23 protein-coding genes and 2 riboswitches are annotated in these 26,412 nt (G+C 64.3%); of the genes, 6 read left to right on the top strand and 17 right to left on the bottom strand.

Annotated elements, in window-relative coordinates; all coding sequences use genetic code 11:
• Positions 1-19: 19 nt before the first annotated feature.
• Positions 20-868, bottom strand: coding sequence for a shikimate dehydrogenase (locus tag REH59_RS18505; protein WP_003250467.1), 849 nt, complete (start codon positions 866-868; stop codon positions 20-22).
• Positions 865-1,314 (bottom strand): type II 3-dehydroquinate dehydratase, encoded by a 450-nt coding sequence (gene aroQ / locus REH59_RS18500; RefSeq protein WP_003250469.1) that lies wholly within the window; start codon positions 1,312-1,314, stop codon positions 865-867. The genes REH59_RS18505 and aroQ overlap by 4 nt, the downstream gene beginning before the upstream one ends.
• A 262-nt stretch (positions 1,315-1,576) precedes the next feature.
• Between aroQ and REH59_RS18495 the strand changes: the two genes are divergently transcribed.
• The 3 genes from REH59_RS18495 to REH59_RS18485 are packed head-to-tail and all read left to right on the top strand — an operon-like array spanning position 1,577 to position 7,200.
• Positions 1,577-2,830: a TolC family protein gene (locus REH59_RS18495; protein ID WP_003250472.1), complete on the top strand. Its 1,254-nt coding sequence runs from the start codon at positions 1,577-1,579 to the stop codon at positions 2,828-2,830.
• Positions 2,823-4,037, top strand: a complete 1,215-nt coding sequence (locus tag REH59_RS18490; protein WP_014861794.1) for an efflux RND transporter periplasmic adaptor subunit — start codon at positions 2,823-2,825, stop codon at positions 4,035-4,037. The genes REH59_RS18495 and REH59_RS18490 overlap by 8 nt, the downstream gene beginning before the upstream one ends.
• A 16-nt stretch (positions 4,038-4,053) precedes the next feature.
• Positions 4,054-7,200 (top strand): efflux RND transporter permease subunit, encoded by a 3,147-nt coding sequence (locus REH59_RS18485; RefSeq protein WP_003250476.1) that lies wholly within the window; start codon positions 4,054-4,056, stop codon positions 7,198-7,200.
• A 32-nt stretch (positions 7,201-7,232) separates the two neighbouring features.
• Here the strand turns inward: REH59_RS18485 and REH59_RS18480 are convergent, their stop codons facing one another.
• From REH59_RS18480 to REH59_RS18465, 4 genes are all read right to left on the bottom strand, one after another.
• Positions 7,233-8,570 (bottom strand): MFS transporter, encoded by a 1,338-nt coding sequence (locus REH59_RS18480; protein ID WP_014861793.1) that lies wholly within the window; start codon positions 8,568-8,570, stop codon positions 7,233-7,235.
• 180 nt (positions 8,571-8,750) lie between these two features.
• Positions 8,751-9,527 carry a ParA family protein gene (locus tag REH59_RS18475; protein ID WP_014861792.1) on the bottom strand — a complete coding sequence of 259 codons (777 nt, stop codon included), beginning with the start codon at positions 9,525-9,527 and terminating at the stop codon, positions 8,751-8,753.
• A 158-nt stretch (positions 9,528-9,685) separates the two neighbouring features.
• Positions 9,686-11,257, bottom strand: a complete 1,572-nt coding sequence (locus REH59_RS18470) for a sensor domain-containing diguanylate cyclase (RefSeq protein ID WP_014861791.1) — start codon at positions 11,255-11,257, stop codon at positions 9,686-9,688.
• 59 nt (positions 11,258-11,316) lie between these two features.
• The gene (locus REH59_RS18465) at positions 11,317-11,796 is read right to left on the bottom strand and encodes a hypothetical protein (protein ID WP_003250484.1); all 480 of its coding nucleotides are present in this window, start codon (positions 11,794-11,796) and stop codon (positions 11,317-11,319) included.
• 133 nt (positions 11,797-11,929) lie between these two features.
• Here REH59_RS18465 and REH59_RS18460 point away from each other — a divergent pair, with 133 nt between their 5' ends.
• The gene (locus REH59_RS18460; protein ID WP_014861789.1) at positions 11,930-12,427 is read left to right on the top strand and encodes a GNAT family N-acetyltransferase; all 498 of its coding nucleotides are present in this window, start codon (positions 11,930-11,932) and stop codon (positions 12,425-12,427) included.
• A 156-nt stretch (positions 12,428-12,583) separates the two neighbouring features.
• Here REH59_RS18460 and REH59_RS18455 read toward each other — a convergent pair whose 3' ends face one another.
• From REH59_RS18455 to lpxO, 9 genes are all read right to left on the bottom strand, one after another.
• The gene (locus tag REH59_RS18455) at positions 12,584-13,018 is read right to left on the bottom strand and encodes a pseudoazurin (RefSeq protein WP_014861788.1); all 435 of its coding nucleotides are present in this window, start codon (positions 13,016-13,018) and stop codon (positions 12,584-12,586) included.
• A 17-nt stretch (positions 13,019-13,035) separates the two neighbouring features.
• Positions 13,036-13,824 (bottom strand): ABC transporter ATP-binding protein, encoded by a 789-nt coding sequence (locus tag REH59_RS18450; RefSeq protein ID WP_121783711.1) that lies wholly within the window; start codon positions 13,822-13,824, stop codon positions 13,036-13,038.
• Complete coding sequence (locus tag REH59_RS18445) at positions 13,821-14,837, bottom strand: FecCD family ABC transporter permease (RefSeq protein WP_014861786.1); 1,017 nt, start codon at positions 14,835-14,837, stop codon at positions 13,821-13,823. The genes REH59_RS18450 and REH59_RS18445 overlap by 4 nt, the downstream gene beginning before the upstream one ends.
• Positions 14,837-15,847, bottom strand: a complete 1,011-nt coding sequence (locus REH59_RS18440; protein ID WP_014861785.1) for an ABC transporter substrate-binding protein — start codon at positions 15,845-15,847, stop codon at positions 14,837-14,839. Before REH59_RS18440 ends, REH59_RS18445 begins: the two co-directional genes overlap by 1 nt.
• A gap of 110 nt (positions 15,848-15,957) precedes the next feature.
• Positions 15,958-16,156, bottom strand: a riboswitch (cobalamin riboswitch).
• Between the two features lie 28 nt (positions 16,157-16,184).
• Complete coding sequence (locus REH59_RS18435) at positions 16,185-17,351, bottom strand: DUF1624 domain-containing protein (RefSeq protein WP_128573876.1); 1,167 nt, start codon at positions 17,349-17,351, stop codon at positions 16,185-16,187.
• A gap of 117 nt (positions 17,352-17,468) precedes the next feature.
• On the bottom strand, positions 17,469-19,595 hold the full coding sequence (locus REH59_RS18430; RefSeq protein ID WP_128573944.1) for a TonB-dependent receptor: 2,127 nt from the start codon (positions 19,593-19,595) through the stop codon (positions 17,469-17,471).
• A gap of 108 nt (positions 19,596-19,703) precedes the next feature.
• Positions 19,704-19,912: riboswitch (cobalamin riboswitch) on the bottom strand.
• A 155-nt stretch (positions 19,913-20,067) separates the two neighbouring features.
• Entirely contained in the window at positions 20,068-20,637 is a 570-nt protein-coding gene (locus REH59_RS18425; RefSeq protein ID WP_014861782.1) for a GNAT family N-acetyltransferase, read from the bottom strand.
• 78 nt (positions 20,638-20,715) lie between these two features.
• Positions 20,716-21,060 carry a carboxymuconolactone decarboxylase family protein gene (locus REH59_RS18420; protein WP_014591592.1) on the bottom strand — a complete coding sequence of 115 codons (345 nt, stop codon included), beginning with the start codon at positions 21,058-21,060 and terminating at the stop codon, positions 20,716-20,718.
• A 118-nt stretch (positions 21,061-21,178) separates the two neighbouring features.
• Positions 21,179-22,078, bottom strand: coding sequence for a lipid A hydroxylase LpxO (gene lpxO / locus REH59_RS18415; protein WP_003250504.1), 900 nt, complete (start codon positions 22,076-22,078; stop codon positions 21,179-21,181).
• Positions 22,079-22,236: 158 nt separating this feature from the next.
• Between lpxO and thpR the strand changes: the two genes are divergently transcribed.
• A complete protein-coding gene (gene thpR / locus REH59_RS18410) occupies positions 22,237-22,782 on the top strand; it encodes an RNA 2',3'-cyclic phosphodiesterase (RefSeq protein WP_014861781.1) in 546 nt (181 codons plus the stop codon).
• Between the two features lie 63 nt (positions 22,783-22,845).
• Here the strand turns inward: thpR and REH59_RS18405 are convergent, their stop codons facing one another.
• Entirely contained in the window at positions 22,846-23,751 is a 906-nt protein-coding gene (locus REH59_RS18405; RefSeq protein ID WP_003250509.1) for an AraC family transcriptional regulator, read from the bottom strand.
• Positions 23,752-23,932: 181 nt separating this feature from the next.
• On the opposite strand from REH59_RS18405, the gene calA reads away from it, so the two are divergent.
• On the top strand, positions 23,933-24,985 hold the full coding sequence (gene calA / locus REH59_RS18400; RefSeq protein WP_014861780.1) for a vanillin reductase: 1,053 nt from the start codon (positions 23,933-23,935) through the stop codon (positions 24,983-24,985).
• 110 nt (positions 24,986-25,095) lie between these two features.
• Here the strand turns inward: calA and REH59_RS18395 are convergent, their stop codons facing one another.
• Positions 25,096-26,412 carry a hypothetical protein gene (locus REH59_RS18395; protein WP_014861779.1) on the bottom strand — a complete coding sequence of 439 codons (1,317 nt, stop codon included), beginning with the start codon at positions 26,410-26,412 and terminating at the stop codon, positions 25,096-25,098.

Genomic DNA, 26,412 nt, shown 5'->3' with positions numbered 1-26,412 from the left:
AGAAGCCAACACTTTTCTATCAGGTGAAACTGGCAAAGTGTGCCTGCATTCGCGCCGCATCCGCCTGCCGCCCGCTGAACAGCTCGAATGCCTTCACCGCCTGGAACACCGCCATGTAGCTGCCATCCAGTGTGCGGCAGCCCAGTGCCCGGGCCGCGCGCAGCAGTTCGGTCTCCAGCGGGAAGTAGATGATCTCTGCCACCCACAGGCGGGGATGCAGCAACGCCACCGGCAGTGGCGTGCCCGGTAGCTTGGCCATGCCCACCGGCGTGGTGTTGACCAGCCCGTCCGCTTCGGCCAGTGCTGTGGCCAGGTCGGTGCCAAGCACGGCGCGCTCCGCGCCGAAATGGGCGTTCAGGTTGTCCACCAGCGCCTGCGCACGGGTCGCATCCACTTCGAACAGCACCAGCCGCTCTACCCCTTCACCCAGCAGGGCATGGGCCACGGCCGAGCCAGCGCCACCGGCACCCATCTGCACCACCTGGCGCCGTGCAACGTCGGGCAGGCCACGGCGCAAGCCTTCGGCAAAGCCCAGGCAATCGGTGTTGTGGCCGACGCGCTTGCCGTCCTTGAGCACCACGGTGTTTACCGCGCCGATACCGCGGGCCTCGTCGGACAGTTCGTCGAGCAACGGCAGGATCGCCTGCTTGAACGGGTACGTAATGTTCAGCCCGGTGAAACCGGTATGTTGCGCGGCTTCGAGCAGGCCGGGCAGGGCGCTGTCGTCCAGTTGCAGCTGGTCGGCGTCGATCAGCCGGTACAAGTAGCGCAGGGCCTGGGCGTCGCCTTCGTGTTCGTGCAGGGCCGGCGTACGTGACAGTTGGATGCCGCGGCCGATCAGGCCGGCGAGGATGGCTTGCTGGCTCATGCCGCACGCTCCTGCAACAGCTCGGCGAAGTGGCTCAGCGCCATGCGGTAGCCGTGGCTGCCCAGGCCGCAGATTACACCGACGGCGATGGACGATACGAACGACAAGTGACGGAACGGCTCGCGTTTGTGCACATTGGACAGGTGCACCTCGATCACCGGCAGTTCGCTGGCCACCAGGGCATCGCGGATGGCGACCGAGGTGTGCGTCCAGGCGCCGGGGTTGATCACGATGCCGGCGCAGCGGCCACGGGCGGCGTGGATCCAGTCGATCAGTTCACCTTCGTGGTTGGTCTGGCGGAACTCGATTTCCAGGCCGTGGGCGTGGGCAGTGTCGGCACATCCCTGAGCCAGGTCAGCGAGGGTTTCGTGGCCGTACTGGGCAGGCTCGCGGGTGCCCAGCATGTTCAGGTTGGGGCCGTTGAGCACGAGAATAAGGGGCTTCATGACGGGCATCGCTTTGTTGTTGTTGAATGCACGTAGTTTTGTACTGACTGGTTAGTTCCGTCAATTGGCCAAGATCGTCGCACCGGGAAAGTGTGCGATTATCGAACTTATTGGGCGTTGAATGCCCTGTACCCAGCCGTGCAAAGCTGCCCCTGCAACGAACTGCAGGGCGTCATTACAAAATTGTAATCTTGCCGCCACCGCCCCGATAACCAGCCCTTTCTACAGTCCCTCGCCAATGCTTCGCCCAGAGGACTGTTTCGTGCCCATCCCCCGCAAGATCGCCTTGCTCTGTCTGCTGCTGGCCAGTGCCACCGGCGCCCAGGCCAGCCAGGTGCTGAGCCTGCCCCAGGCGCTTACCGCCGCTTTCGCCCAGAACCCGGAGCTGGCTGCAGCCGGCCGTGAAATTGGCATTGCCGATGGCGAACGGCGCCAGGCCGGGCTGCTCCCCAACCCGGAGCTGGCCTGGGAGGTCGAGGACACCCGCCGCGACACCAGCACCACCACCGTCACCCTCAGCCAGCCGCTGGAGCTGGGCGGGAAGCGCGGCGCACGTCTCGCCGTGGCGGGTGCCGGCCAGGCCATTGCCCAGCTTGACCTGGAGCGCCAGCGCAACGCCCTGCGGGCCGATGTGGTGCAGGCTTTCCACGCTGCCTTGCGTGCACAGACCGCGCTGGAGTTGGCTCAGCAGTCGCAGGCGTTGACTGAACGAGGTCTGCGGGTGGTGCAAGGGCGGGTTACGGCAGGCCAGTCATCACCGGTGGAGGCCACCCGTGCCCAGGTGCAACTGGCCCAGGCCCAGGCCGAAGTGCGCCGCGCGAAAACCCAGCGCAGCGTGGCCTACCAGGCCTTGGCCCGGTTGACGGGCAGCCCGCTGGCAAGCTTCGACCGGTTGCAGGCAGCCAACCTTTCGCCAGGCATTGCGCCGGGTGCCGACACCTTGCTTGACCAGGTCGAAAAGACTGCCGAATGGCGCCTGGCCGCTGCCCAGGTCGAGCGCGGCGACGCCTCCCTGGGGGCGGAAAAAGCCCAGCGTATCCCCAACCTCACCGTCAGCCTTGGCAGCCAGTACAGCCGCGAAGACCGGGAGCGAGTGAACGTGGTTGGCCTGTCCATGCCGTTGCCGCTGTTCGACCGCAACCAGGGCAATGTTCTGGCAGCTGCGCGCCGTGCCGACCAGGCGCGTGACCTGCGCAATGCCGTGGCGCTGCGTCTGCGCAGTGAAACCCGTAGTGCCATCAGCCAGTGGGAGACGGCGATGCAGGACGTTGAAGCCTATGACCGCACCATCCTGCCTGCTGCGCAGCAGGCCGTGGACACCGCCACCCGCGGTTTTGAAATGGGCAAGTTCGCTTTCCTCGATGTACTCGACGCCCAGCGCACGCTGATCGAGGCTCGCGGGCTGTACCTCGAGGCGCTGGCCTCGGCGACCGACGCGCGTGCACAAGTGGAGCGCATCTACGGCGATCTCGATGGCGTGAGCAACAAACCCAATAGCAGGAGCAACAATGACTAACCCACGCAAGCTAGCCCTTCTGGCTGCCGCCATTGCTGCGCTTGGCCTCACGGGCATGGCCTGGACCGGCAACCTCGGCCAGGCGTCCAAGGCTCAAGCCCCCCATGACGACCATGGTGAAGACAGCCACGGCCATGCTGCAGCGCAGGCCGTCGAAGGCCATGCAGAGAAGGAGCACGGCGAAGAAGAAGGCCAGCTGCACCTGTCTATCGCGCAGATCGAATCGGCTGGCATACAACTGGCTGCCGCAGGCCCCCGTGAGCTGGGCACCGCCATCAGCTTCCCGGGTGAGATCCGCTTTGACGAGGACCGCACCGCACATGTGGTACCCCGCGTGCCGGGTGTGGTCGAAGCGGTGCACGCCGAGCTGGGCCAGGCGGTCAAGCGCGGCCAGGTACTGGCGGTGATTGCCAGCCAGCAGATCTCCGACCTGCGCAGTGAGCAGCAGGCCGCTCAACGTCGCCTGGAACTGGCGCGGTTGACCTTTCAACGGGAACAACAGCTGTGGCAGGAGCGAATCAGCGCCGAGCAGGATTACCTGCAGGCACGTCAGGCGCAGCAGGAGGCCGAGATCGCCCTGGCCAATGCTCGGCAGAAGGTCGCAGCGGTGGGGCCGGCCGGTGCCGGCAACCGCTATGAACTGCGCGCCCCCTTCGATGCGGTCGTCGTGGAGAAGCACCTGACCGTGGGCGAGGTGGTCGACGAGACCAGCAACGCGTTCACCCTGTCCGACCTGAGCCGGGTGTGGGCCACCTTCGCCGTGGCCCCTCGTGACCTGGGCAAGGTGGTGACCGGCCGTGAAGTCACGGTCAGTGCGCCGGACCTGGGCGCCCAGGTTCTGGGCAAGGTCAACTACGTCGGCAGCCTGCTCGGCGAGCAGAACCGTGCCGCCACTGTGCGTGCCACACTGGCCAACCCCAATGGCGCCTGGCGCCCCGGGCTGTTCGTCAATGTGGCTGTCAGCGTCGACCGCTTCGATGCCGCCGTGGCGGTGCCGGAAAGCGCCCTGCAAACCTGGGAGGCGCAGACCGTGGTGTTCGCCCGCACGGAGGAAGGCTTCGAGGCGCGCCCGGTGAAGACTGGCCGTCGCGATGCTGGCCAGGTGGAAATTACCAGCGGCCTGGCCGCCGGTACTCAGGTTGCGGCCGCCGGCAGCTTTGTCCTCAAGTCGGAACTGGGCAAGGGCTCGGCCGAGCACAGCCACTGATCACGGGGACACCTGCATGTTCGAACGCTTGATTCAATTTGCCATCGAGCAGCGCCTGGTGGTGATGCTGGCCGTGGTCCTGATGGCCGCGGTGGGTATCCACAGCTACCAGAAACTGCCAATCGATGCTGTGCCGGACATCACTAACGTCCAGGTGCAGATCAACACCGCCGCCCCCGGCTATTCGCCGCTGGAGACCGAGCAGCGCATCACCTTTGCCATCGAGACCGCGATGGCTGGCCTGCCAGGGCTCAAGCAGACCCGCTCGCTGTCGCGCTCGGGCCTGTCGCAAGTCACGGTCATTTTCGATGATGGCACCGATATCTTCTTCGCCCGCCAACTGGTCAACGAGCGCCTGCAGGTGGCCCGCGAGCAATTGCCTGAGGGCATCGAGGCGGGCATGGGGCCGATCTCCACCGGGCTGGGGGAAATTTTCCTGTGGACGGTGGAAGCCCAGGAGGGGGCGCTCAAGGAAGACGGTACACCTTACACCCCAACTGACCTGCGGGTGATTCAGGACTGGATCATCAAGCCGCAGCTGCGCAATGTGCCGGGTGTTGCCGAGGTCAACAGCATCGGCGGCCATGCCAAGCAATACCTGATTGCACCAGAGCCCAAGCGCCTGGCGGCCTACAAGCTCACCCTCAACGACCTGATTGCAGCGCTGGAGCGCAATAACGCCAACATTGGCGCTGGCTATATCGAGCGCAATGGCGAGCAGTTGCTGATTCGCGCGCCGGGCCAGGTGGCCTCGGCCGAAGACATTGCCAACATCGTTATCTCCAGCGTCGACGGCACGCCGATCCGCGTCAGCCATGTCGCCCAGGTTGGCCTTGGCGAAGAGCTGCGCTCGGGGGCAGCCACCGAAAACGGTCGGGAAGTGGTGCTGGGCACGGTGTTCATGCTGATTGGCGAGAACAGCCGCACGGTGTCGCAGGCGGTCGCTGCAAAATTGGTCGAGATCAATCGCAACCTGCCCAAGGGCGTAGTCGCCGTGACGGTGTACGACCGCACCAACCTGGTGGAGAAAGCCATCGCCACGGTGAAGAAGAACCTGATCGAAGGTGCGATCCTGGTGATTGCCGTGCTGTTCCTGTTCCTCGGCAACATTCGCGCTGCGCTGATCACGGCCATGGTTATCCCGCTTTCGATGCTGTTCACCTTTACCGGCATGTTCAGCAACAAGGTCAGTGCCAACCTGATGAGCCTGGGCGCGCTGGACTTCGGCATCATCGTCGACGGCGCAGTCGTGATCGTGGAAAACGCCATCCGTCGCCTGGCCCATGCCCAGCAGCGCCACGGTCGCATGCTGACCCGCAGCGAACGGTTCCATGAGGTGTTTGCCGCTGCCCGCGAAGCACGCCGGCCGCTGATCTATGGGCAGTTGATCATCATGGTGGTGTACCTGCCGATCTTTGCCCTGACCGGGGTCGAGGGCAAGATGTTCCACCCTATGGCCTTTACCGTGGTCATGGCCCTGTTGGGCGCGATGATCCTTTCGGTCACGTTCGTTCCGGCAGCCATTGCCCTGTTCGTCACCGGCAAGGTCAAGGAAGAGGAAGGCCTGGTGATGCGTACGGCACGGCAGCGCTATGCCCCGGTGCTGGCCTGGGTGCTGGGCCGGCGCAAACTGGCATGTGCCGCCGCCGCCGCCCTGGTGCTGTTGTCGGGCGTGATGGCCAGCCGCATGGGCAGCGAGTTCATCCCCAGCCTCAGCGAGGGTGACTTCGCCCTGCAGGCCCTGCGCGTGCCGGGCACCAGCCTGTCGCAGTCGGTGGACATGCAACAGCGCCTGGAGCAGGCGATCATCGCTCAGGTGCCGGAGGTGGAGCGGGTGTTTGCCCGCACCGGCACTGCCGAGATTGCCTCCGACCCGATGCCGCCGAACATTTCCGATGCCTACGTGATGCTGCGCCCGCGCGAACAATGGGTTGACCCGGGCAAACCGCGGGATGAGCTGATCGCCCAGGTGCAACGCGCCGCTGCCAGTGTGCCGGGCAGCAACTACGAGCTGTCGCAGCCGATTCAGCTGCGGTTCAACGAGCTGATTTCCGGGGTGCGCAGTGATGTGGCGGTGAAGCTGTTCGGTGACGACATGGAGGTGCTCAACCGCACTGCCGCACAGATCGCTGCCAGCCTGCAAGGGGTGTCGGGCGCGTCCGAGGTGAAGGTGGAGCAGACGACGGGCCTGCCGGTACTGACCATCGACATCGACCGTGACAAGGCCGCACGTCATGGCCTGAATGTGGGCGATGTGCAGGATGCCATCGCCATTGCCGTGGGCGGCCGCACCGCCGGTACGCTGTATGAAGGCGACCGCCGCTTCGACATGGTCGTGCGCCTGTCGGAGACCTTGCGTACCGATGTCGACGGGCTGGCCAGCCTGCTGATTCCGGTTCCGGCCAGTGCCGCTGAGGGGGCCGGGCAAATCGGTTTCATCCCGCTGTCGCAGGTCGCCACGCTGAACCTGCAACTGGGCCCGAATCAGGTGAGCCGCGAGGATGGCAAGCGCGTGGTGGTGGTCAGTGCCAACGTGCGTGGACGCGACCTGGGCTCGTTTGTGCAAGAGGCTGAGCAGGCCCTGATCGACCAGGTGCAGGTACCACCGGGTTACTGGACGCGTTGGGGAGGGCAGTTCGAACAGTTGCAGTCGGCAGCCGAGCGCCTGCAGGTGGTGGTGCCGGTGGCCTTGCTGCTGGTCATGGCGCTGTTGCTGATGATGTTCAACAACCTCAGGGATGGCCTGCTGGTGTTCACCGGCATCCCCTTTGCCCTGACCGGCGGGGTGCTGGCGCTGTGGGTGCGTGATATTCCGCTGTCTATTTCTGCCGGCGTCGGGTTCATTGCATTGTCGGGAGTGGCAGTGTTGAACGGGCTGGTGATGATTGCCTTTATCCGCGGGCTGCGCGAGGAAGGGCGCACGCTGCGGGCGGCGGTCGAGGAGGGGGCGCTGACCCGCTTGCGGCCAGTACTGATGACGGCGCTGGTGGCCTCGCTGGGGTTCATACCGATGGCCTTGGCCACCGGGACCGGGGCAGAGGTGCAGCGGCCACTGGCGACGGTGGTGATTGGTGGGATTTTGTCTTCTACCGCACTGACGTTGCTGGTGTTGCCGGCGTTGTATCAGTGGGCGTATCGGCGGGATGAGCAGCAGGAAGGCTGAGTACGTGGGGCTGCAAGGCAGCCCCAACAACCTCAAACGGCCCTTCGGGCACCAGCCCGTACACCGTCCACATCCAGGTCGTCATGCAAAGAAATCCGCGACGTTTCCGGCAACGCCAACCCGCCCACCAACGCCACCAGCGCAATCACCACCAGGTAGAACGCCGGTGCCAGGCTGCTGCCGGTCTGCCCGATGAGCCAGGTTGCCACCAGCGGCGCTGTGCCGCCAAATAGCGTATAGGCCACGTTGTAGGTAATTGCCGAAGCGGTGTAGCGGGTACGGGTAGGGAAGCTTTCCGAGAGCAAGGCTGCGGTAACCACGCCGCTGCACAATGCCCCCACCGCGAGCAGGATCACCCCCAGCAGCGCACCCGACATCGAGCCAGAGCTGGCCAGCCAGTACGCCGGGAACACGCAAAGCATCACCCACAGGCAGGTAAAGCCGATGGTCTTGCGCCGCCCCACCCGGTCCGAAAATGCCCCGGCCAGCGGGCAGCCGACCGCAGCGAACAGCAGGGCCACGGTGGTTACCAGCAGTGACTGCGCGCGGGTCAGGTTGCCGACCAGTTGCAGGTAGGTGGCGAAGTAGGTGGTGAACATGTAGAACGACAATGCGGTCAGCGAAATGAACGCCCCCAGGTTGCGAATAACCCGGCCATGGTGGCGCAGGGTTTCCTTCAGCGGTGAATGCTCGTGCTCCTTGCCCTGGGCGACGGCTTCGCGGAACGCCGGGGTTTCTTCCATGCGCCAGCGCAGGTACAGGCCGACCAGGCCCAGCGGTGCTGCAATCAGGAACGGAATGCGCCAACCCCAGGCATTCATCGCCTCGGTCGACAGGCTGGCTTCCAGGCCATACGCGATCACCGCCGCACAGGCAAAGGCGGAAAAGGTCGACACAGGCACGAAGCTGCCATAAAAGGCGCGCTTGTTGTCAGGCGCGTGCTCCATCAGGTAGGCGCAGGCCCCGGCATATTCGCCACCGGCAGAAAAACCCTGCAGGCAGCGGGCCAGGGTCAGCAGCGCCGGGGCTGCCAGGCCGATACTGGCGTAGGTCGGCAGCAGGCCGATCAACGTGGTGGAGCCGGCCATCAGCAAGATGGTCAGCGACAGGATGCGCTTGCGTCCCAGGCGGTCGCCCAAGGCGCCGAAGACGATGCCGCCCAAGGGACGCAGGGCGAAGGCCACGGCGAACACCGCGAAGGTTTTGAGCAAGGCTACGCTGGCGTCTTCGCTGGCGAAAAACTGGCTGGCGATCAGCGTGGCGAGAAAGCCGTACACGGCGAAGTCGAACCATTCGACGAAATTGCCGATGGCCGAAGCGGCAATCACCCTGCGCAGGGTGGCGGGGGATACCTCATGATGTGCGGACATGCGGGTGGTCTCCGGTTTCCTTTGGCAGCCATGTTGAAAGTGGCGCAGTCGGGCCGCGCCATCGTTATTGTGCTTGCCAGTAGATAGCCGAGCGCTGCAACGCGCTTTGTCGAGGGCGACCTCGGTATACCTGATTCGACCGGTCCAGCAGGTTACAGCTGGAGTACCCCCAACGGCCTGTCAGGCCGCACGCTCAAGCACATCCAGTAAATCGATGAATTCCAGGGCCAGTTTATGCCGCGGCGCCAAATGCACCAATGGCACCGAGGCGTGGTGCGATTCGCGCATCTTGATCGAACTGCTCAGGTACACCGGCAGCACCGGCATGCCTTCGTTGCGCAGTTGATCGACCAAGGTCTGGTGCAGCGCCGTGCGCCCGGCGAACTGATTGACCACCACACCTTCCACCACCAGCGCGGGGTTGTGGTCCTGGCGCAGTTCTTCGACCTCGGCCATGACACTGTGCAGGGCCTGGCGCGAGAAACTGTCGCAGTCGAACGGAATCAACAGACGCTCGGCCGCCACCAGCGCGCTGAAGGTGTAGAAGTTCAGCGCGGGTGGGGTGTCGATGTAGATTCGCTCATAGTCCTCGCCCAGCGTCACCAGCAACTTGCGCAGCTTGTTGATCTTGAACTTGCTCTCCAGCTTGCTTTGCAGGTCGCTGAGGTCAGGGCTGGCGGTGACCAGGTGCAGGTTGCGGTAGCGGGTTTCGGTGATGGCCACGCGGTGCTTCTTGCCGGCGGCGGTAACCGGCGACAAGGTCTGGCGGAAGAAGTCGGCGATGCCGGCAGGAATGGTGTCGTTGACCAGCCCGGTGAGGTAGAAGGTGGCATTGGCCTGCGGGTCGAGGTCGACCAGCAAGGTCCGGTAGCCCTCGGCGGCACTGGCTGCGGCGAGGTTGCAGGCAATGCTGGATTTGCCGACGCCACCTTTCTGATTGAAAACCACACGACGCATGAGACGCTCATCCATGAAGTGAAAATGTCAGGTCGGGGTCAATCCTATGACTGAAACACTGCAGTTTTATGACAGGAATTGTTACAAGCCACCGATTCATCGTTGCCTGTAACGGCATTTCACGGGCAAGCCCGCCCCCTGCAGACAACTCAAGACGTTCAGGCAAAAGCGACCCGGTTGCGCCCCTCCTGCTTGGCCCGGTAAAGCGCCCGGTCAGCCTCGCCCAATGCGTTCATGGGCTCGCCGTGAGTCTCGCCATCCCAGTGCGTCACCCCCAGCGAAATCGTCACTGCCCCCACCGGTTCCACCGGCATATCCTGTACGGTCACACGCAACCGTTCGGCCACCGCGGCCGCCACGTTCAGGGTGGCCCCAGGCAGCAATATCAGGAACTCCTCGCCACCGGTGCGACACAGCAGGTCGCCCTCGCGGCAACAACGGCGCATGAGCTCCGCCAGCTGGCGCAGCACCTGGTCGCCCACTTCGTGTCCATGGCTGTCATTTATCCGCTTGAAGTGGTCGATATCCAGCGCAATGGCTGCAAACTCCCGGTTTTCAGCCTCCAGTAACGACAGGCTGATTTCCAGGCTGCGGCGGTTGCCCAGGCCGGTCAGCGGATCGGTCTGGGCGTCCCGATTGAGCCGGCCGATACGCTCTTGCAGCAAGTTCAGGCTGAACAGCAACGCGCGCTTGAGCTCTGCCGCCTCGAAGTACCAGGCCCGCACCTGATGCAAGTGCTCGGCGGTAGCGGCGCGGTCCATCGTGCGGGCACCGGCGGCAAGCTTCCAGAGCGGTCGGGCGATGGTACGGGCCAGCCACCACAGCAGCAGGCTGCCAACCAGCGCCAAGGGCGCCGAACTGGCGATCACGTTCAGCACCAGATGGTGCAACGGCGCCACCGTCTGCACCAAGGGCTGCTGCGCTACCACGCCCCAGCCGGCGCTGGGGACGGTGGCGAAGCCGGCGAGCATTTCCACGCCCAGGCTATTGGTCAGTTGCCGGGTACCGCTGTCCAGTGTCGCCAACTGGTCGACCAGCGCATTGCCCTCCACCACCGTCCCTACCCGCTCGCTATGGGGGTGGTACAGCAGGCGTCGGTTGCGGTCGACCACATACAGGTACGAACCGTCCTTGTAGAAATGCTCGCCCAGCAGGCTGTTGAGGATGTTGCGTTCACGCAGGTACAGGCTGCCACCCACATACCCCAGGTAGTTGCCGTTGCTGTCGAAAATGGGTTGCGATAAGGCTACCACCAGGTTGTCGGCCGCCGACAGGTAGGGCGTGGAAACCAGTGGACGGCGTTCGCGCAGGGCTTCCAGAGCACCGGGTGACTGCACGTGGGTGCCGAGCAGGTGGCGTAGCGGGGCGGGGGATACTGCCAGCAGTACACCGTTGGCATCGATCACGAAGGTGGAGTTGAAGGCCATGCTCTGGCCCAGTACGCGGTCGGTTTCCAACTGCAGCGCTGTGGTGTCGCTCAACTGCCGGCTTTGCACGCCGGCGCTGAACATCAGTTGCTGCAAGGCGTTGCCAATGAAGGTTTCGGTGATGCTGGCCAGCTTGGTCGCATACACCCGGTTGGCTTCCAGGGCATTGTCGATCAATAGCTGGCGCTGCACCCGGTAGCTGGCGAAATAGCTGGCGCACAGCATGACCACTGCGGTAAGGGCGCAGAGCACCAGAATGAGTGTACGTAGATCCAGGCGCAATCCATGCTTGGTGTGTGTCAATCCTGACCTCGGGTGATCGTAAAGGGCGGCTGAACAGAAGTTACCTTGCCGGGCAGCGGTCAAGAGCCTGCTTTGTCCAGCGCATCAAGCTCATCTTCCACCTCTTGCATACGCTGCTCCACCAAGGCTTGCACGTTCACATCGCGGGCGGTTTCGCGCATCAGGGCGGTGAGTTTTTCGCTCAAGCGTTTGCCGGCTTCGGTGTCTTCCAGGGCGCGAGCTTTGGCGGGGTCCTGGGTGGCGGCGACGATGGTGGCGAATTCGGCGTCGCTGAAGTTCTTTTCGCTGTACAGGCGGAACAAGTCCCGGCGCTGGTCCTCGACGGTGAGGTGCTTGCGCAGTACGTCCTGGATGGTCGCTTGCGACAGCTGCGGGTGAGTGCGGCCCAGCAGCGCGGACATGCGCTCGATGTTGTGCGTGTAGGCGTCCTGCAGCGGCAGCTGGCTGAGGATCTGATCTTCACGGGAGGGTTTCTGGTCGCAGGCGGTGAATGCAGCAGCCAGCAACAGGGGTAACAGCAACTTCGGGAGGCGAGGCATGGTGTGGCCTGGTCGGGCAGTGAAGACTGCTGATTATACCGATGTCCGCCTTGCCACGACGAGCCCTGTGATTTGCCTTGTGCGGCACGCTGCGGTAGAACCGTGCGCTCCCAACCACACTGGCAATAGCCCGATGCCGAACTGGACCCTGCAACCTGTGGCGCGTGACGCCATTGCCGAAGTGCTGGCGTTTATCGACAGCGCCCGGCGCGCGCTTTTCCCGATGCTCGCCAACGCACCCTTGCCGCGTGACCTGGCGCATTTCGCCGACACTTACCTGGACGGCGCCGGCTGCTTTCTGGAAGCCCGTGAGGGTGGGCGGCTGGTTGCGGTGATCGGTTACTTGCCCTATGACCATCGCTTTGCCCAGCTTGATTACCGCGCAGAGCGGGTAGTCGAGGTGGTGCGGCTGTTCGTGTTGCCGGCCTACCGCAGGCATGGCCTGGCGGCCGCCTTGTTTGGTGCCTTGCGCGAACGGGCGATGCAAGCGGGCTTGGACTGCCTTTACTTGCATACTCATCCGTTTCTGCCGGGTGCCATTGCGTTCTGGGAGCGGCAAGGCTTCACGGTGGTGGATGTGGAGCAGGACCCGGTGTGGCAGACCACGCACATGCAGTTGCGATTACGCTGACCTGTGGGAACGTGCCTATTGGCGATGAAGATCGCGCACTGGGTCACTGGGTCGAACGCACGGCGGTTGATGAGGTTCCAGTTGCCATCCTCGGTAAAGCCATTGCTGTGCAACCGGGCGGAGCCGGCCTGGGCGTGAGGCGCCCGAATAGCCGGCTCACTGCCCGGCCCCGAGTTTTTGCAACTGCGCGGCAAAGCGGGCTTTGGCCCGCGCCGGCAAGCTGGCCGGCAATTCGGCTGCAGGCGCATCACCGACCTGGATCACCATGACCATGCCCATGGCCACGTGCGGAATGCACTGGATACCGTATACGCCCGGCACGCGGAAGGTGTGCTCGAACGGTTGGTTCAGCGTGCTCTTGAACGGCTCGGCACCGGTGGGTAGCAGGCCCGCCACGCTGGCGGCATTATGCCCGCTGTGGCTCGGCAGGAAGCGCACGCTGTCGCCGGGGGCAATGCGCAAGTGGTCAGGCTCGTAGACCATGGCGCCGTCGCTGCCACGGTTGAGCATTTTCACTTCATGCACTTCGGCCAGTGCGGTCGGGGCAAGCAGGGTGCTGGTGAGCAGCAGGGCGACAGGGCGCAACAGCATGGGCAAGGCTACCAGGTTCAGGGGGCGCGAAAGCGCAGGATGCGCGCGCCGTCGAAAGGGTCGGTGAGGTAGTGGGCGTGGACACCGAAGGTGCTCAGCAGGCGCTCTGGGGTAAGCACTTCGAAGGGTTTGCCGAGGGCGACCAGACGGCCCTTGTCGAGAACCGCGACACGGTCGCAGGTCAGCGCCTGGTTGAGGTCATGCAGCGCTACCAGGGTGGTGACCGGCAGCGCCTGCACTTGTTGCAGCAGGCTTAGCTGATGCTGAATGTCCAGGTGGTTGGTCGGTTCGTCCAGCAGCAGCACCTGCGGCCGTTGGGCCAGCGCACGGGCGATGTGCACACGCTGGCGCTCGCCACCGGACAGCGACCCCCACAGGCGCGTGCGCAGGTGCAGGGCGTCGAGGTCGGCCAGGGCTTGCTCGACGATGGCGCAGTCCTGCCGGGAGAACGGTGCCAGGGCCGAGAGCCACGGCGTGCGGCCCAAGGCAACCGCGTCGAACACGCTGATCGCATCGAGTGTGTCGGCCTGTTGCTCGACCAGCGCCAGCGCCTGGGCAACACGGCGGCGGGGCATCTGTGCCAGTGGCTCACCCAGGAGCTGCACGCTGCCGCAGGCGGGTTTGCGCAGCCCTGCCAGCAACTTCAACAGCGAGGACTTACCCGAGCCGTTGGGGCCGACGATGCCCAGGGTTTCACCGGCGACAACGCTGAGATCGATAGCGCTGAGCACGGTAGTGCCGGCCAGTTGCAACCCCAGCCCATGGCAGGCCAGCGGGGGGATGCGAACAGCGGTCATGGCTGTCATGGGCGCCCCCGACGGCTGACCAGAATCAGCGCGAATACGGGGGCACCGATCAGCGCCGTAACCACGCCCACCGGGATCACCTGGCCGGTGATCAGCGTGCGCGAAAGAATGTCCGCCACAATCAGAAACAGCGCACCGCCCAGTGCGCTGGCGGGCAACAGACGGCTGTGCCCGGGGCCGAGCAGAAGGCGCAGGGCATGGGGTATAACCAGCCCGACAAAACCGATGGCGCCGACAATGGACACCATCACAGCCGTCACCAGCGCTGCACAACTGATCAGCAGCAACTGGGTGCGCCGCACCGGGATGCCCAGCGAGGCGGCCGAATCGGCACCGAAGGTAAAGGCATCCAGCGCACGGCGATGCCACAGGCACACCAGCAAGCCGACAATCGCCACCGGTACGGCCAGCCACACCGAAGGCCAGCGTACACCGCTCAGGTTGCCCAGCAGCCAGAACAGGATGCCGCGCGCCTGCTCGGCGGTGGCTGACTTGGTGATCAGGAAGGCGGTCAGTGCATTGAACAGCTGCGAGCCGGCGATACCGGCAAGGATGACCTGTGCATTGTTGCTGCTGGGGCCGGCCGCGCGGGCCAGCACCAGCACCAGGGCGAATGCGGCCCCGGCGCCGATGAAGGCCCCAGCAGACATGCTTAATGCCAGGCTACCCAGCCCCAGCAGACCGACCAGTACCGCGCCGGTCGAGGCGCCGGCAGACAGCCCCAGCAGGTAGGGCTCGGCCAGTGGGTTGCGCAACATCGCCTGCAGGATGACACCGCAGGTGGCCAGCCCGGCGCCGCAAGCGGCCGCGACCAGGGTGCGGGTCAGGCGGTAGTTCCAGATGATGCCGGCGTCGATCGGGTCCACCTGGTAATCGGCTTGCCACAGGTGGTTGGCCAGCACCTGGCCAACCACGCTGGGCGACAGGTTGGTTTCGCCAATGGCGGTACCGGCCAGCAGGGCGGCCAACAGAGCGGCCAGGGCAACTGCGATGCAGGGTAACAGGCGGTTCATCACGGGGCTGCTTTACCGCTGGCGAAGGCCGTGGACAGCGTCTGCACGCCGCGGAACAGGCGGATGCCGGCCTGCATGGCGTCAGCGTCGAGGATAATGATGCGGTCGTGCTTCACCGCGTCCATGTTGCGGGTTACCGGGTCACTGCGCAGGAATTCGAGTTTTTTCTGGTAGTCGTCGGCGGGGAAACGGCGGCGGTCCATGCGCGCGATGATCAGCCAGGTCGGATTGGCCTTGGCCAGGGTTTCCCAGCCTACGCTTGGCCATTCTTCGCTGGACTCGACCACGTTGCGCACACCGAGGGTGCGCAGCATGAAATCGGCAACACCTTGGCGGCCGGCCACATAGGGGTCGATGTCCAGATCGGCGCTGGAGAACCAGAACAGCGCCGAAGTTGCCGACAGGTCCTTGCCGGCCAGTTGTGCCCTGGCACTGTCCAGACGCCCTTGCAACTCGGCGTTCAGGGCCGCGCCGCGGTCCTGAACGTCGAAGATCTCGGCCAGTTGGCTGACGCTCTTGTAGATGCTGTCTACCTGGAACGCTTGCAGGCGGGTGCCGTCTGCACCGACCAGGTTGTCCTTGCCCTCGCAGTCCGATGGCAGCACGTAGGTGGGGATCTTCAGCTCATCGAACTGCTCGCGGGTGGCGACCACGCCCTGGGCACCGACCATCCATTCGAACTGCGCCGCGACCAGTTGCGGGCGCTTGCCGACCACCGCCTCGAAGCTGGGGTCGTTGTCGGCCAGGCGCGGCACCTTGGCGTTCACCGCCTGGTATTCAGGCAATACATTGTTGAACCACAGCGAGGTGCCCGCCAGCTTGTCACCCAGCCCCAGGGCATAGAGCAGCTCGGTACCGGCCTGGCCGATGGTGACGGCGCGCTGCGGCGCCTGGGCAAAAATCTGCGGCTTGCCGCAGTTGTCGACCGTCAGCGGATAGTGGGTGGCAGCGGCCTGGGTCAGGCCAGTGAAGCCTAGGCCAGCGAGCAGGGTGGCGAAACGGGGCAGCATGCTGGGCGATCTCCTATCGGACAGTTCTGGTGAGGAACGCACGGACAGGCATCGCCGAGGCCCAGCGGGTGGCCGGGGCAACACGGATGGCCAATCCCGGACACCCCGCCGCTTGGTGAATGTAGGCCGGCAGGTCTCCTGACTGGTGCGTCACGGCCCGGCTCCGGCCTTCCCGGGCGGCAGGCCCAGTGGCATTGATGGAGCAGGCTCGGCACCTACAGTTGCGGGGGCAGTTCCGTTTGGCCCGTATTGGCAGGCCTGGGATTCCCTGTTAGTTCCGTGGTGGAAACCGGCGGCCCGCATGGTAGACCATCGCGTCGCCAGGTGAAAACGCTTTTCAGAAGTACTTCAGCCAACGGATGTCACGGCGGCGCTGCTTCAGTCGGGCGAACCCGCGCACCGGCAGGTACAGCGAAACCGCCAGCAGTACTGCGCCCAGCCATATCGCTGCAACACCGTTGAAACCGAAGTAGTCGCCATGGTTGAGCCCGAATAGCGCCACGCAGGCCAGGTACAGCAGCTTCAGCACATACAGGTGCAGCAGGTAGAAGAACATCGGTGCCGCACCGAACACCGCCAGGGCACTGATCCAGCGCGCCAGGCCGGCCCGTTCGAACGCGCGTAACAACAACAGGCCGCAGCCCAGGGTCAGGGTCAGGAACAGCAGCGACGGTGGGTATTTGGTGATGTTGAAGAAGCTCATCAGGGTTTGCGTGAAGGTTGGGTAACCGCTCCACGGCGCCTCACCGTAACCGTTGAACATGCGCAGCAGGACAAAGCCAAGCAGCGCGAGCAAACCAGTCGCCAGCAGGTGTTGCTGGCGTTGCCCGGCATCGCTGCCGCGGGCGAACCAGGGCCCCAGGCCGTAACCCAAGGCGATGACGCCGATCCACGGCAGCACCGGGTAAGACGTGCGCAGGTGCAGGTTTTCGGAAAACGCCAGCCAGCCGCGATCATGCAGGATTGCCCACGGCACATGCAGGGCTGAATCCACGCCAAAGTGCAGGCCGTCGAGCAGGTTGTGGCCGGCGACGATGCTGGCGCCCAGGGCGAGCAGTGCGGCGCGCGGCAGCCACACCAGCAGCGACAGGGCGATCATGCTGACGCCGATGGCCCAGATCACTTGCAGGTAGATCACGCTCGGGGGCAACTGGAAGGTCCAGGCGAAGTTGACCAGGGTGAACTCCAGCACCACCAGGAACAGCCCGCGTTTGAACAGGAACGCCGAGACGTCGCCACGGCCCTGATGCTTCTCGCCATACAGCCAGGCCGACAGGCCGGTCAGCAGGACGAACACAGGCGCACACAGGTGAGCGAGGGTGCGGCTGAAGAAAAGCGCCGGTTCCGTGGTGTCGATGGCCATGGGGTCGCTGACCTGGCGGTGCAGGAGGAAAGTCTCGCGGACGTGGTCCAGGAGCATGAACAGGATCACCAGGCCGCGCAGGGCATCGATGCTCTGCAGGCGCTGGGTGATCAGCGTGGGCGTGGCGCTGGCACTTGTCATGGGTTGTCTAATAGGAATGAATTTCATGTGAAACGTTATCGTATAACAAGACGCTAAAAGGGAATAGAGGTTTTTGTGTGGCCTGTGCCGGGCTCTTCGCGGCACAAACCACCCAGATCAGAAGCTGTAATCCACCGTCGCGAAGTACGACCGCGGTATCCCCATCAACCACTGCTGCCCGCTGAACGCCGACTGCACATACTCGCGATCGAACAGGTTGTTCAACTGCAACCCCACCTTCACATCCGGCATCACCTGCCAGGCGATGTTGGCATCGACCACGGTGTACCCGGGGGCGCTCTGGGTATTGGCGGTATCGGCATAACGCTCATCCACATAGCGCGCCCCAATGCCAGCCTCCACCTGCTGGCCGAAGCCTTTGCTCAACCAAAGGTTGGCGGTACGCCGTGGCACGTTGGCCGGCCGGTTGCCTGCCCGATTCTGCGGCAGGCCGCCGACCATTTCGTCGAAGTCGTCGTACTTGGCGCGTACCAGCGATGCGTTGGCCGACACCTGCCACTGATGGGCCAGGGCCAGCTCCAGCGTCGCTTCCAGGCCATCGGAGGTCTGCTGCCCGGCTTGTTGCTTCTCGTGCGTGATCGGGTCGTCCACCAGCAGCTTTTTCTTGACGATGTGGTAGGCGGCAAGCGTCCATTCGCCGCGCCCCTCCCAAAAGCGCTGCTTGAGGCCGACCTCGGTCTGCTTCGCCTCGGTCAGGTCATAGTTCATCTGCGCGGGGCTGAGGCTGATGAGGTTGTTGACCCCATCCTCGCTGGTTGAGTACTGGCCGTACAACGACAGGTCGTCGCTGATTGCGTACACCAGCCCGACGCGCCAGTTGCCCCCTTGCAGGCTGCGATCGCTACGGCTGTCGTTGGTCAGGTTGTTGCGGTCGATGTGGTTCTGGTCGCGACGCACGCCGGTAACCAAAGACAGGCGATCGCTCAATTGCAGGCGGTTCTCGGCAAACAGGGCAAAGGTATGGGTGGTCGAGAGCGTTTGCGGCCGCAACGGCGAGGCGCTATGGAACCCGCCGGGCTGCGGCTGCCATGGGTCGAGGTAGTCGCCGCCGACATCGTTGTAGGGTGAATTGCTGTCGACGTTGAAGCGCACCTTGTTGTATTCGGCACCGAGCACGGTCTTGCTGTCCAGGTCGAACAGGGTGTGGTCGAAGGTGAAGGTTTGACGGTCGCCGAACTGTTCCTGGTTGTGCTTGATTTCCAGGTAGCTGCCGCGCAGCAACTGCTGACGCCCGGCGTCCCAGCTGTAGTCCTCGGCGTTGCGCCAGTGGCGGCGGCTTTTGATGTAGTACAGCTGGTTGCTGGCGCCGAGCTGGTCGTTCAGCGCCCAGTCGGTCGTGAGCCGGGTCCATTCATCAACGTACTGCTGCACATCGTTCTGCACGTTGTAGTTCTTTTTGCGCAGGCTGCTGCGGTAGTGGCCGTCGATCAGCGGGGTACCGTAGTAGTTGGCAGGTTGTGCATCGCCGCGGTCATGGGCCAGCGTGAAGCTGAGGTCATCACTGGCATCAAAACGCAGCGCGGCGCTCAGGGCCAGGCTACGTGAAGCGGTGCGGTCGACCCAGCCATTGCCGGCCTGTTGGTTCAGCGTCAGGCGGTAGCTCAGGCGCTCGCTGAGGCTGCCGCCGCTGTCCAGGCCGAGCTGCTGGCGGTCCCACGAGCCGTAACCCAGTCGCAGGTGGTTGCGCACCTCGCCGGCAAAAGGTTTTTTCGGGATCACGTTGATCACTGCGCCGGTGGCGCCTTCGCCATGCAGTACCGAGGCCGGGCCGCGAATCACCTCGATGCGTTCGACCATCCACGGGTCGACCGGGAAGGTCTGTGTGCCGGCACCGGTGTACAGGCGCGCGCCGTCGAACAGGGTCATCACTGAGCTGTGGCCGGCAAAGCCGCGGGCAGACAGGCCTGTACCGCCGTCCCCCGGGGAGCCGACGAAGGTAATGCCCGGCGAGCGGGTCACTGCATCCTGCACCGTGCTGTTGTTGCGCTGCTGAATCTGCCGTTCGCTGATACTGCTGGTGCTGGCCGGTGTTTCCAGGGCGCTGAGGCCAAGGCGCGAGCCGGCCTGGGTCGGCGTGGCCAGGTCGATGGTGCGGTTGTCCTGGGTGTCGGTGATGGCCGTGGAAGGCAGGGCCAGAGGCTGCGGGTCGCGGTCATCAGCCAGCGCCGGCAGGGCAACGGCCAGGCAGGCCGCCAGGGGGTGAAGTTTGAACATACGGGACATGTCGTTCCACTGCTGCAGGAATGAATGGATCCCGGTGGAAAACACGCAAAGGCGAACCATGCAGGCAGGCGCGCGCACGGATTCCGGCCTGCGCCCGCCCACCGCGGGTTGCCAAGTGAAGCTCCAGGCCGGTCTCCGGGCTTGCGAGGGGCATGAAACCTTCACCTTCCCATGCTTGAGCACAGTGGTATCTCGAAGGGTTCGCTCGCTTACCGTTGCGGGGGCAGCACCGGACTTGTCGTGGGCAACACGACGCACCGGTTTCCCGTTTCACCCTGCGCGCGGCGGCGCAGGGCACCTGAAACTGGCGCGCATCTGACCATTGAAAGGCTGGGGCGTCAAATGTTGGTGTGCTGTGAATGCTGAGAAAAAACAACAGGTTGTGCGTTTTTGCGGCGCCGGAGCCCCATTTGGCAAGAACATCAGGCCCCAGCGTGATGAGTTGGCTGGGGAGGCAGGCTTGCCTGAAAAGCTAGCGCCCGCGGCGCCGCGATACCCGTGCCTCGATGTTCTTGCGCCCGATCAGCAGCGGCGGCTTCTCCACCACCGGCTCATCCGCCAGCCATTTGTACATCACCAGGCAGTCCACCAGCCCCAGGCGGGCATGACGGTAGGCCTTGGGCAAACGGCCGACTGTTTCAAAGCCCAGCTTGTGCCATAGCGCCACGGCCACTGCGTTAGTGGCTACCACCGAGTTGAACTGCAATGCCAGAAAGCCTTCCTGGCGCGCCAGCTTTTGCGAGTGCTCGCACATCAAGCGCGCCACGCCCCGGCCGCGCGCCTGTTCGCAGACCATGTAGCCGCAATTGCCTACATGCGCACCAGGCCCGGCAGCATTGGGCTTGAGGTAATACGACCCCAGTAGCTCGCCATCTTCTTCGGCCAACAGCGTGTGCAAGGGCAGCTCCAGCCACAGCTGGCGGGCTTGCTCGAAGCTCAGCGCCGGGTCGAAAGCGTAGGTTTCACGGGCTTGGACAATGGCCTGGAAGGTGGGCCAGAAACGATCGAAATCGTCCGGCGTCATGGGGCGAATGTGGATCATGCGGGTTCCTGCGCGGGGTGAGCCGCCCAGTCTGGGTGGCGCGGCGCCGTCGCGCAAGGGCGACGACGCCGTTTGTGCTCAACCGTTGGCCTTGCCCACCGCGTCCATTGCGCGGGCCGAGTACACCAGCGCGGCACCGGCGTTCATGGCCACGGCCACGCCGAGGGCCTCGGCAATTTCCTCGCGGCTGGCACCCGCTTTGACGGCCTGCTGCGAATGCACGGCGATACAGCCGTCGCAGCGGGTGGTCACAGCCACGGCCAAGGAGATCAGCTCGCGGGTCTTGGCATCCAGGTGGTTGGTTTTGGCGCCTGCACCGCTGGCGGTCATGTAGCCGGCTACGGTGTCGGGGGAGAGTTGCTTGAGATCGCCGATGCCGGCCATCAACTGCTTACGGTAGGCGTCCCAGTCCATCATGCTCATCGTCTTCACCTTGGGGGGGTGCGAGTGGAGCTTTCAGGCTAGTCGAAGCGTGGCACGTGCGAGGCGGTACTTTGGTGGGTAAACGCAGGTCACTCGTACAGTGGCCTGCGTTGAGCCTTCAGATGTAGATGAACACCAGCACCAACGCCGCGACCACTGCCCATTTTTCCAGGTAGTAGCGCAGGCGATTGCGCTTCTTCAGCGCCTTGCCACGCTCGCGGATCTTGTAGATGCGGGTGAACAGGCGGTTGATGCCACCGGTCTTGTCGCTGGCATCGTTGGGCGCAGCGGCAGCGGCCATCACGTTGCGGCTGAACCAGCGGTTGAACGCGGTTGCCCAGCGGTACTTGAGCGGGCGTTCGACGTCGCAGAACAGGATGATGCGGTTGTGCTCGGTGGTGTTGGCTGCATAGTGGATGTAGGTTTCGTCGAAGATCACCCCCTCACCATCGCGCCAGGCGTATTTCTCGCCGTCCACGTCGATGTAGCAGCCGTCGTCATTCGGCGTGTCCAGGCCCAGATGGTAGCGGTACGAGCCGGCATACGGGTCACGGTGGCGCACCAGCTTGGCTCCCGGAGGCAGGGTAGCGAACATGGCGGCCTTGACCGTGCCGATGCCTTGCAGCAGCTCGGTCGTGCGTGGGCAAAGGGCCATTGCCGACGGATGGCTTTCGCCATACCACTTCAGGTAAAAACGTTTCCAGCCGGTCTTGAAGAACGAGTTGAAACCGACGTCATCGTAATTGTCGGATTTCTTGATTTCGCCTACGTGCAGCAACTGGCGGCCTTCCTCACGGATCTCCTGCCAGTGGTCCTGCAGCGGTTTCAGTTCTGGAAAGGCCTCGACCGGCAGGTAGGGCTTGGCCGGGTGTTTGGAGAACAGGTACAGGAAGCTGTTGATCGGGGCCAGGAAGCTGGAGTGGTCGCCCAGCTGGCGAGTCAGCTTGTGGCGAACCCGACCGCGCAGGTGAACATAGGCGATCGAGAAGACGAAGATAAGTACGAGTGCAATTTTCATGGACGTTTACTTGTCGAAAAATGGCCATGCGCCGAGGCATGAGCCCGCCAGCATAAACAATCATGGGGGCAGTTTGTACTTATTGTTACCAAACTGCGGGGCGACATTGGTGTAATACCCTACAGTCTTGCGCAAACGTTTCATGTCAGGGAGTTTGTATGGTTCAGGATATACGCCCCAGCGGTAGCCCGTTCAAGCGGCTGTTCTTCGCCTTGCCGGTCAGCGACGCGCAGCGCCGTGACCTGGCCCAGTGGCGGCGCGGGCTGAACCTGCGCAGCGGCAAACCGGTGCCGGCGGCCAACTTCCATGTCACGTTGCTGTTCCTCGGTGATGTGGACACTGCGCAGGTGCCGGCAATGTGCGCGGCGGTCGACCAACTGGCGCTGCCAACCTCGGCGCCGCGGCTGTTGCTCGACCGTTTGCAGGTGTGGCAACGGGCCGGCGCCTTGGTGCTGGAGGCGCAGCAGGTACCGCCCGCCCTGTTGCAACTGGTGTACGGTTTGCAGCAGGCGTTGCTGCCGTTGGGGCTGGAAGCGGCCACGCGTGAGTATCGACCGCATCTGACGCTGTCCAGGGATTACCGCGGGCAGCCGCCCGAGGCCAGTAGCGCGCCGGAGTTTTACCTCACCGCGCGACACTTCACGCTTTACGAGTCGCGCAAGGGGGCTTACTGGCCATTGGCGCAGTGGCCGCTGGCGGGCTGACCCGCCGGGCGAAAAACGCCTTGTCCCGGATGCGTACCTGCAGGGGCTGTTCAGATTGGGTGATTACACCGGCATGCTTTGGTAAGGCAATTCATCCCCTGGGCTGCGCTCGAACTGGCGCTTGTACTCGCGGCTGAACTGCGAGGTGCTCTGATAGCCCACCCGGTGCGCAGCCTGTGCCACGCCCAGGCCTTCGCCAATCAGCATCTGCTGCGCCTTGAGCAGCCGCAAGCGCTTGAGGTACTGCATCGGTGCCATGTCGGTGCAGCGCTTGAAGTGTTCATGGAAGGTCGAAACGCTCATGTTGGCCCGCGCGGCCAGTGCCTCCACGCTCAGCGGCTCGGCGTAGTGCTCGCGCAGGTGGGCGAGGGCGGCACCGATGCGGGCGAAGTGCCCCTGTTGCTCCACCAGTGCCCGCAACACACCGGCCTGCGGGCCGCGCAGCGCGGTATACAGCACCTCGCGTACGCGCGCCGGGCCCAGTACCTTGGCGTCAAGCGGGTCCTGCAGGCAGTGCAGCAGCCGTTCCACACTTTCGCGCATTGGCGCATCCAGTGCTGCGGAGGTCATCGATTGCGGTGTTTGCGCCTGCACTTCAGCGTCCGGTGCCAAGCCCATGCTCTGCACCAACTCGCCCAGCACGCCACGGTCGATGCCCACCGCCACGCCCAGCAATGGCGCGTCAGGGGTGGCGAAGGTTTCGCACATGAACGGCACCGACAACGCCTGCACCAGGTAATGCCCGGCGCCGTACTCCAGGGTGCGCGGCCCCAGGCGTGCCAGCTTGCTGCCCTGGGCCAGGATCATGAGGCTGGGTTCGTAGATCTGTGGGCTGCTGGCCACATAGTGGTCCCAGCTCAGCACCTGCACCTGGGGCAGGAGGGTGGGCACGAAGCCCGGGCGCGTGGTGAGGCTGCGGATCAGTGAGCAGAGCGGCGCATTGGCATCGACGTGACGGGTCAGTTGCATGGTGGACCAAGGGCAGAGAATCAGACAGCTTGATCATCGCAGATTGAGGGCGTGGCGCCAGCTACGGGTTGGCATCTTCGTAGAATCAGGCATGCATGCCGGAGAATCAGCCGTGGGCGAGGCGGCGAACGACGCGCAAAATGCGTCGCCCGAATCGTTTCACTTCACTGCGAGGCCCTGCATGTATACCGCCATCGGTTACGCCGCTCAAACCCCCACCAGCCCCCTGGCCCCCATGACGTTCCAACGCCGCAGCCCGCGCCCGGATGACGTCGCCATCGACATCCTGTACTGCGGCGTGTGCCACTCCGACATCCACCAGGCGCGCAACGAATGGGGCATTGCCGTGTACCCGCTGATGCCGGGCCACGAGATCATCGGCCGGGTCACGGCGGTGGGCGACAAAGTCACCGCGCACAAGGTCGGTGACCTGGTGGGCGTCGGCTGCATGGTCGACTCGTGCCGTACCTGTGAAGCCTGCGCCAAGGACCTGGAACAGTATTGCCTCGAAGGCCCGACCATGACCTACGCCACCCCGGACCGGGTCGATGGCAGCAACACCATGGGGGGGTATTCCAGCAGCATCGTGGTCAGCGAGCACTTCGTGGTGCGCATACCGGCCGGCATGGACCTGCCCAGCGCTGCGCCTATCCTGTGCGCCGGCATCACCACCTATTCGCCGCTCAAGCACCACGGCGTTGGCCCGGGCCACAAGATCGGCATCCTCGGCATGGGCGGCCTGGGCCACATGGGCATCAAACTGGCCAAGGCCCTGGGTGCGGAAGTGACCCTGTTCACGCGCTCTCAGGCCAAGGCCGAGGAAGCGCGCCGCCAAGGGGCCGACCATGTGATCGTCTCCACCGATGCCGAGCAGATGCGCGCCGCTGCTGGCCGTTTCGATTTCCTGCTCGACACCATTCCGGTGCAGCACGACCTCAACCCGTACCTGGAAACGCTGAAGTTCGACGGTGTGCACATTCTGGTTGGCCTGATCGAACCGATCGACCCGGCATTGCATGCGGCCAACCTGGTGATGAAGCGCCGGGTGCTGGCGGGGTCGTTGATCGGGGGGATTGCCGAGACTCAGGAAGTACTGAACTTCTGCGCCGAGCACGGCATCCGTTGCGATATCGAGATGCTGGATATCCGCAACATCAACCAGGCCTATGAGCGGATGATTGCCGGTGATGTGAAGTACCGGTTCGTGATCGACATGGCCACGTTACAAGGCTGATGGGTCGGTTGCCTGTACGGGCCTCTTCGCGGGCAAGCCCGCTCCTACACAGGGGTGATGTAGGGCTTGCGCGCGGTGGGGCCCGTACAGGCAGCACCGATGCAGCCGTTTTACCAGGCCATCGGCTTGTCCCAGCCCTTCCAGAACAACCATCGCCGCACCTCGCCGTGCGCCCCGGTACCGATCTGCCACTCGGGCCGCCCGCTATCCAGCGCAATCACCGAAATAACCCCCGCATGGCTCGCCGCCACCAGCGTTTGTCCGTCGGCGCTGATATCCATCGCACTGATGGTCGATCCCAGGTAATGCTGCCAATGCTCCGTACCCTCTTCGCCAAACGCCCGCAGGTAGCCATAGGCATCACCCACAATGTACTCGCCATCGCGCGCAACCCCCGCATACACCCTTGCGCCATCCTGCACCAGCGGGGTACGCGGGTCCTGGCTGTAGTAATCGGTATTCAGCCCGTGCAGGTCTGCCACCCTCACGGCCAGCGTGGCACCGCTGTAGAAATGGCAGGCATTGACGATCAACTGGTCACCCGCGCGGTTGAACAAGGCAAAGTGCGGGTATTCGCTGCCCGGGCCGATGTGCGCCAGCGGCTTGAGTCGTTCGTCCAGAACAAGGTGTCGGCTGCCTTGCTCACCCACGACGATCAGCCGGCCATCCGCCGACACCGCACCATGCTCCATGCTCAACCCCAGGCTGATGTCGTCCGGGTCGGTGCCCTCGGCCAACTCATCGAGCACGCGTGTCTGCTGTGGCAGCAGGCGAGTCGCACCTTGAGTGGCCAGCACGAAGATACCTTCGGCACTCACCAGCAGCACTCGCTGGCCATCGGGGAAGGGGATCAGCGCGGTCGGTGTGGGCGGCAGGTCGAACGGCTCGAACGGGTAGCCTGGCGGCAACCCCTCCAGCCCGGTAGGCCAGGCCAGGCGCTGCACTTGCGGGCCGCCCCAGCCATCGGTCACACGCACGCCCTCGGCATTGGCCAGGGCGAAATAGCGCCGCGCCGGGCAACGGCCAAAGTGTTCGATGCCGATGACCGGGGTTACCCCATGGTGATCGATACGCACCACCTGGCCCTTGTCGTAAGGCATACCGATGCGGGCCAGCAGGCTGCCATCTTCCAGCAGCAGGACATGGCTGATGCCTTGGCCGTGGTCTTCGAGCAACGGTATCAAGGGGTGGTGTGCGGGTGGCCAGGCCTCGCGAAATGCCTGACGCTGCGGTTCGTCCATGCCAGGGCGGTTGGCTGCCTGCAGGGCTGCCAGCCAGGCGTCGAGCAGGTGTTCGGTGGCGGGTGCCTGCGGCTCTTCGAGGTTGTCCCAGCCGTGCGCACGGCCCTGCGCGACGTAGTCGTTGACGGCCTGGGCATAGGCGATGACTGCCTGCTGCCACTGCTGCTGGGAGTGCTGCTTGTCCAT

Origin of the sequence: Pseudomonas sp. BO3-4 (assembly GCF_034044115.1) — a bacterium.
GTDB classification, from domain to species: domain Bacteria; phylum Pseudomonadota; class Gammaproteobacteria; order Pseudomonadales; family Pseudomonadaceae; genus Aquipseudomonas; species Aquipseudomonas alloputida.
This window is presented reverse-complemented; position numbering and strand designations above follow the sequence as displayed.

What these genes read in the sequence shown, in the direction of transcription:
- REH59_RS18505 (WP_003250467.1), bottom strand. Translation starts at nt 868, where the DNA reads ATGAGCCAGCAAGCCATCCTCGCCGGCCTGATCGGCCGCGGCATCCAA.
- aroQ (WP_003250469.1), bottom strand. Translation starts at nt 1,314, where the DNA reads ATGAAGCCCCTTATTCTCGTGCTCAACGGCCCCAACCTGAACATGCTG.
- REH59_RS18490 (WP_014861794.1), top strand. Translation starts at nt 2,823, where the DNA reads ATGACTAACCCACGCAAGCTAGCCCTTCTGGCTGCCGCCATTGCTGCG.
- REH59_RS18485 (WP_003250476.1), top strand. Translation starts at nt 4,054, where the DNA reads ATGTTCGAACGCTTGATTCAATTTGCCATCGAGCAGCGCCTGGTGGTG.
- REH59_RS18480 (WP_014861793.1), bottom strand. Translation starts at nt 8,570, where the DNA reads ATGTCCGCACATCATGAGGTATCCCCCGCCACCCTGCGCAGGGTGATT.
- REH59_RS18475 (WP_014861792.1), bottom strand. Translation starts at nt 9,527, where the DNA reads ATGCGTCGTGTGGTTTTCAATCAGAAAGGTGGCGTCGGCAAATCCAGC.
- REH59_RS18465 (WP_003250484.1), bottom strand. Translation starts at nt 11,796, where the DNA reads ATGCCTCGCCTCCCGAAGTTGCTGTTACCCCTGTTGCTGGCTGCTGCA.
- REH59_RS18460 (WP_014861789.1), top strand. Translation starts at nt 11,930, where the DNA reads ATGCCGAACTGGACCCTGCAACCTGTGGCGCGTGACGCCATTGCCGAA.
- REH59_RS18455 (WP_014861788.1), bottom strand. Translation starts at nt 13,018, where the DNA reads ATGCTGTTGCGCCCTGTCGCCCTGCTGCTCACCAGCACCCTGCTTGCC.
- REH59_RS18450 (WP_121783711.1), bottom strand. Translation starts at nt 13,824, where the DNA reads ATGACAGCCATGACCGCTGTTCGCATCCCCCCGCTGGCCTGCCATGGG.
- REH59_RS18445 (WP_014861786.1), bottom strand. Translation starts at nt 14,837, where the DNA reads ATGAACCGCCTGTTACCCTGCATCGCAGTTGCCCTGGCCGCTCTGTTG.
- REH59_RS18440 (WP_014861785.1), bottom strand. Translation starts at nt 15,847, where the DNA reads ATGCTGCCCCGTTTCGCCACCCTGCTCGCTGGCCTAGGCTTCACTGGC.
- REH59_RS18435 (WP_128573876.1), bottom strand. Translation starts at nt 17,351, where the DNA reads ATGACAAGTGCCAGCGCCACGCCCACGCTGATCACCCAGCGCCTGCAG.
- REH59_RS18430 (WP_128573944.1), bottom strand. Translation starts at nt 19,595, where the DNA reads ATGTCCCGTATGTTCAAACTTCACCCCCTGGCGGCCTGCCTGGCCGTT.
- REH59_RS18425 (WP_014861782.1), bottom strand. Translation starts at nt 20,637, where the DNA reads ATGATCCACATTCGCCCCATGACGCCGGACGATTTCGATCGTTTCTGG.
- REH59_RS18420 (WP_014591592.1), bottom strand. Translation starts at nt 21,060, where the DNA reads ATGAGCATGATGGACTGGGACGCCTACCGTAAGCAGTTGATGGCCGGC.
- lpxO (WP_003250504.1), bottom strand. Translation starts at nt 22,078, where the DNA reads ATGAAAATTGCACTCGTACTTATCTTCGTCTTCTCGATCGCCTATGTT.
- thpR (WP_014861781.1), top strand. Translation starts at nt 22,237, where the DNA reads ATGGTTCAGGATATACGCCCCAGCGGTAGCCCGTTCAAGCGGCTGTTC.
- REH59_RS18405 (WP_003250509.1), bottom strand. Translation starts at nt 23,751, where the DNA reads ATGCAACTGACCCGTCACGTCGATGCCAATGCGCCGCTCTGCTCACTG.
- calA (WP_014861780.1), top strand. Translation starts at nt 23,933, where the DNA reads ATGTATACCGCCATCGGTTACGCCGCTCAAACCCCCACCAGCCCCCTG.
- REH59_RS18395 (WP_014861779.1), bottom strand. Translation starts at nt 26,412, where the DNA reads ATGGACAAGCAGCACTCCCAGCAGCAGTGGCAGCAGGCAGTCATCGCC.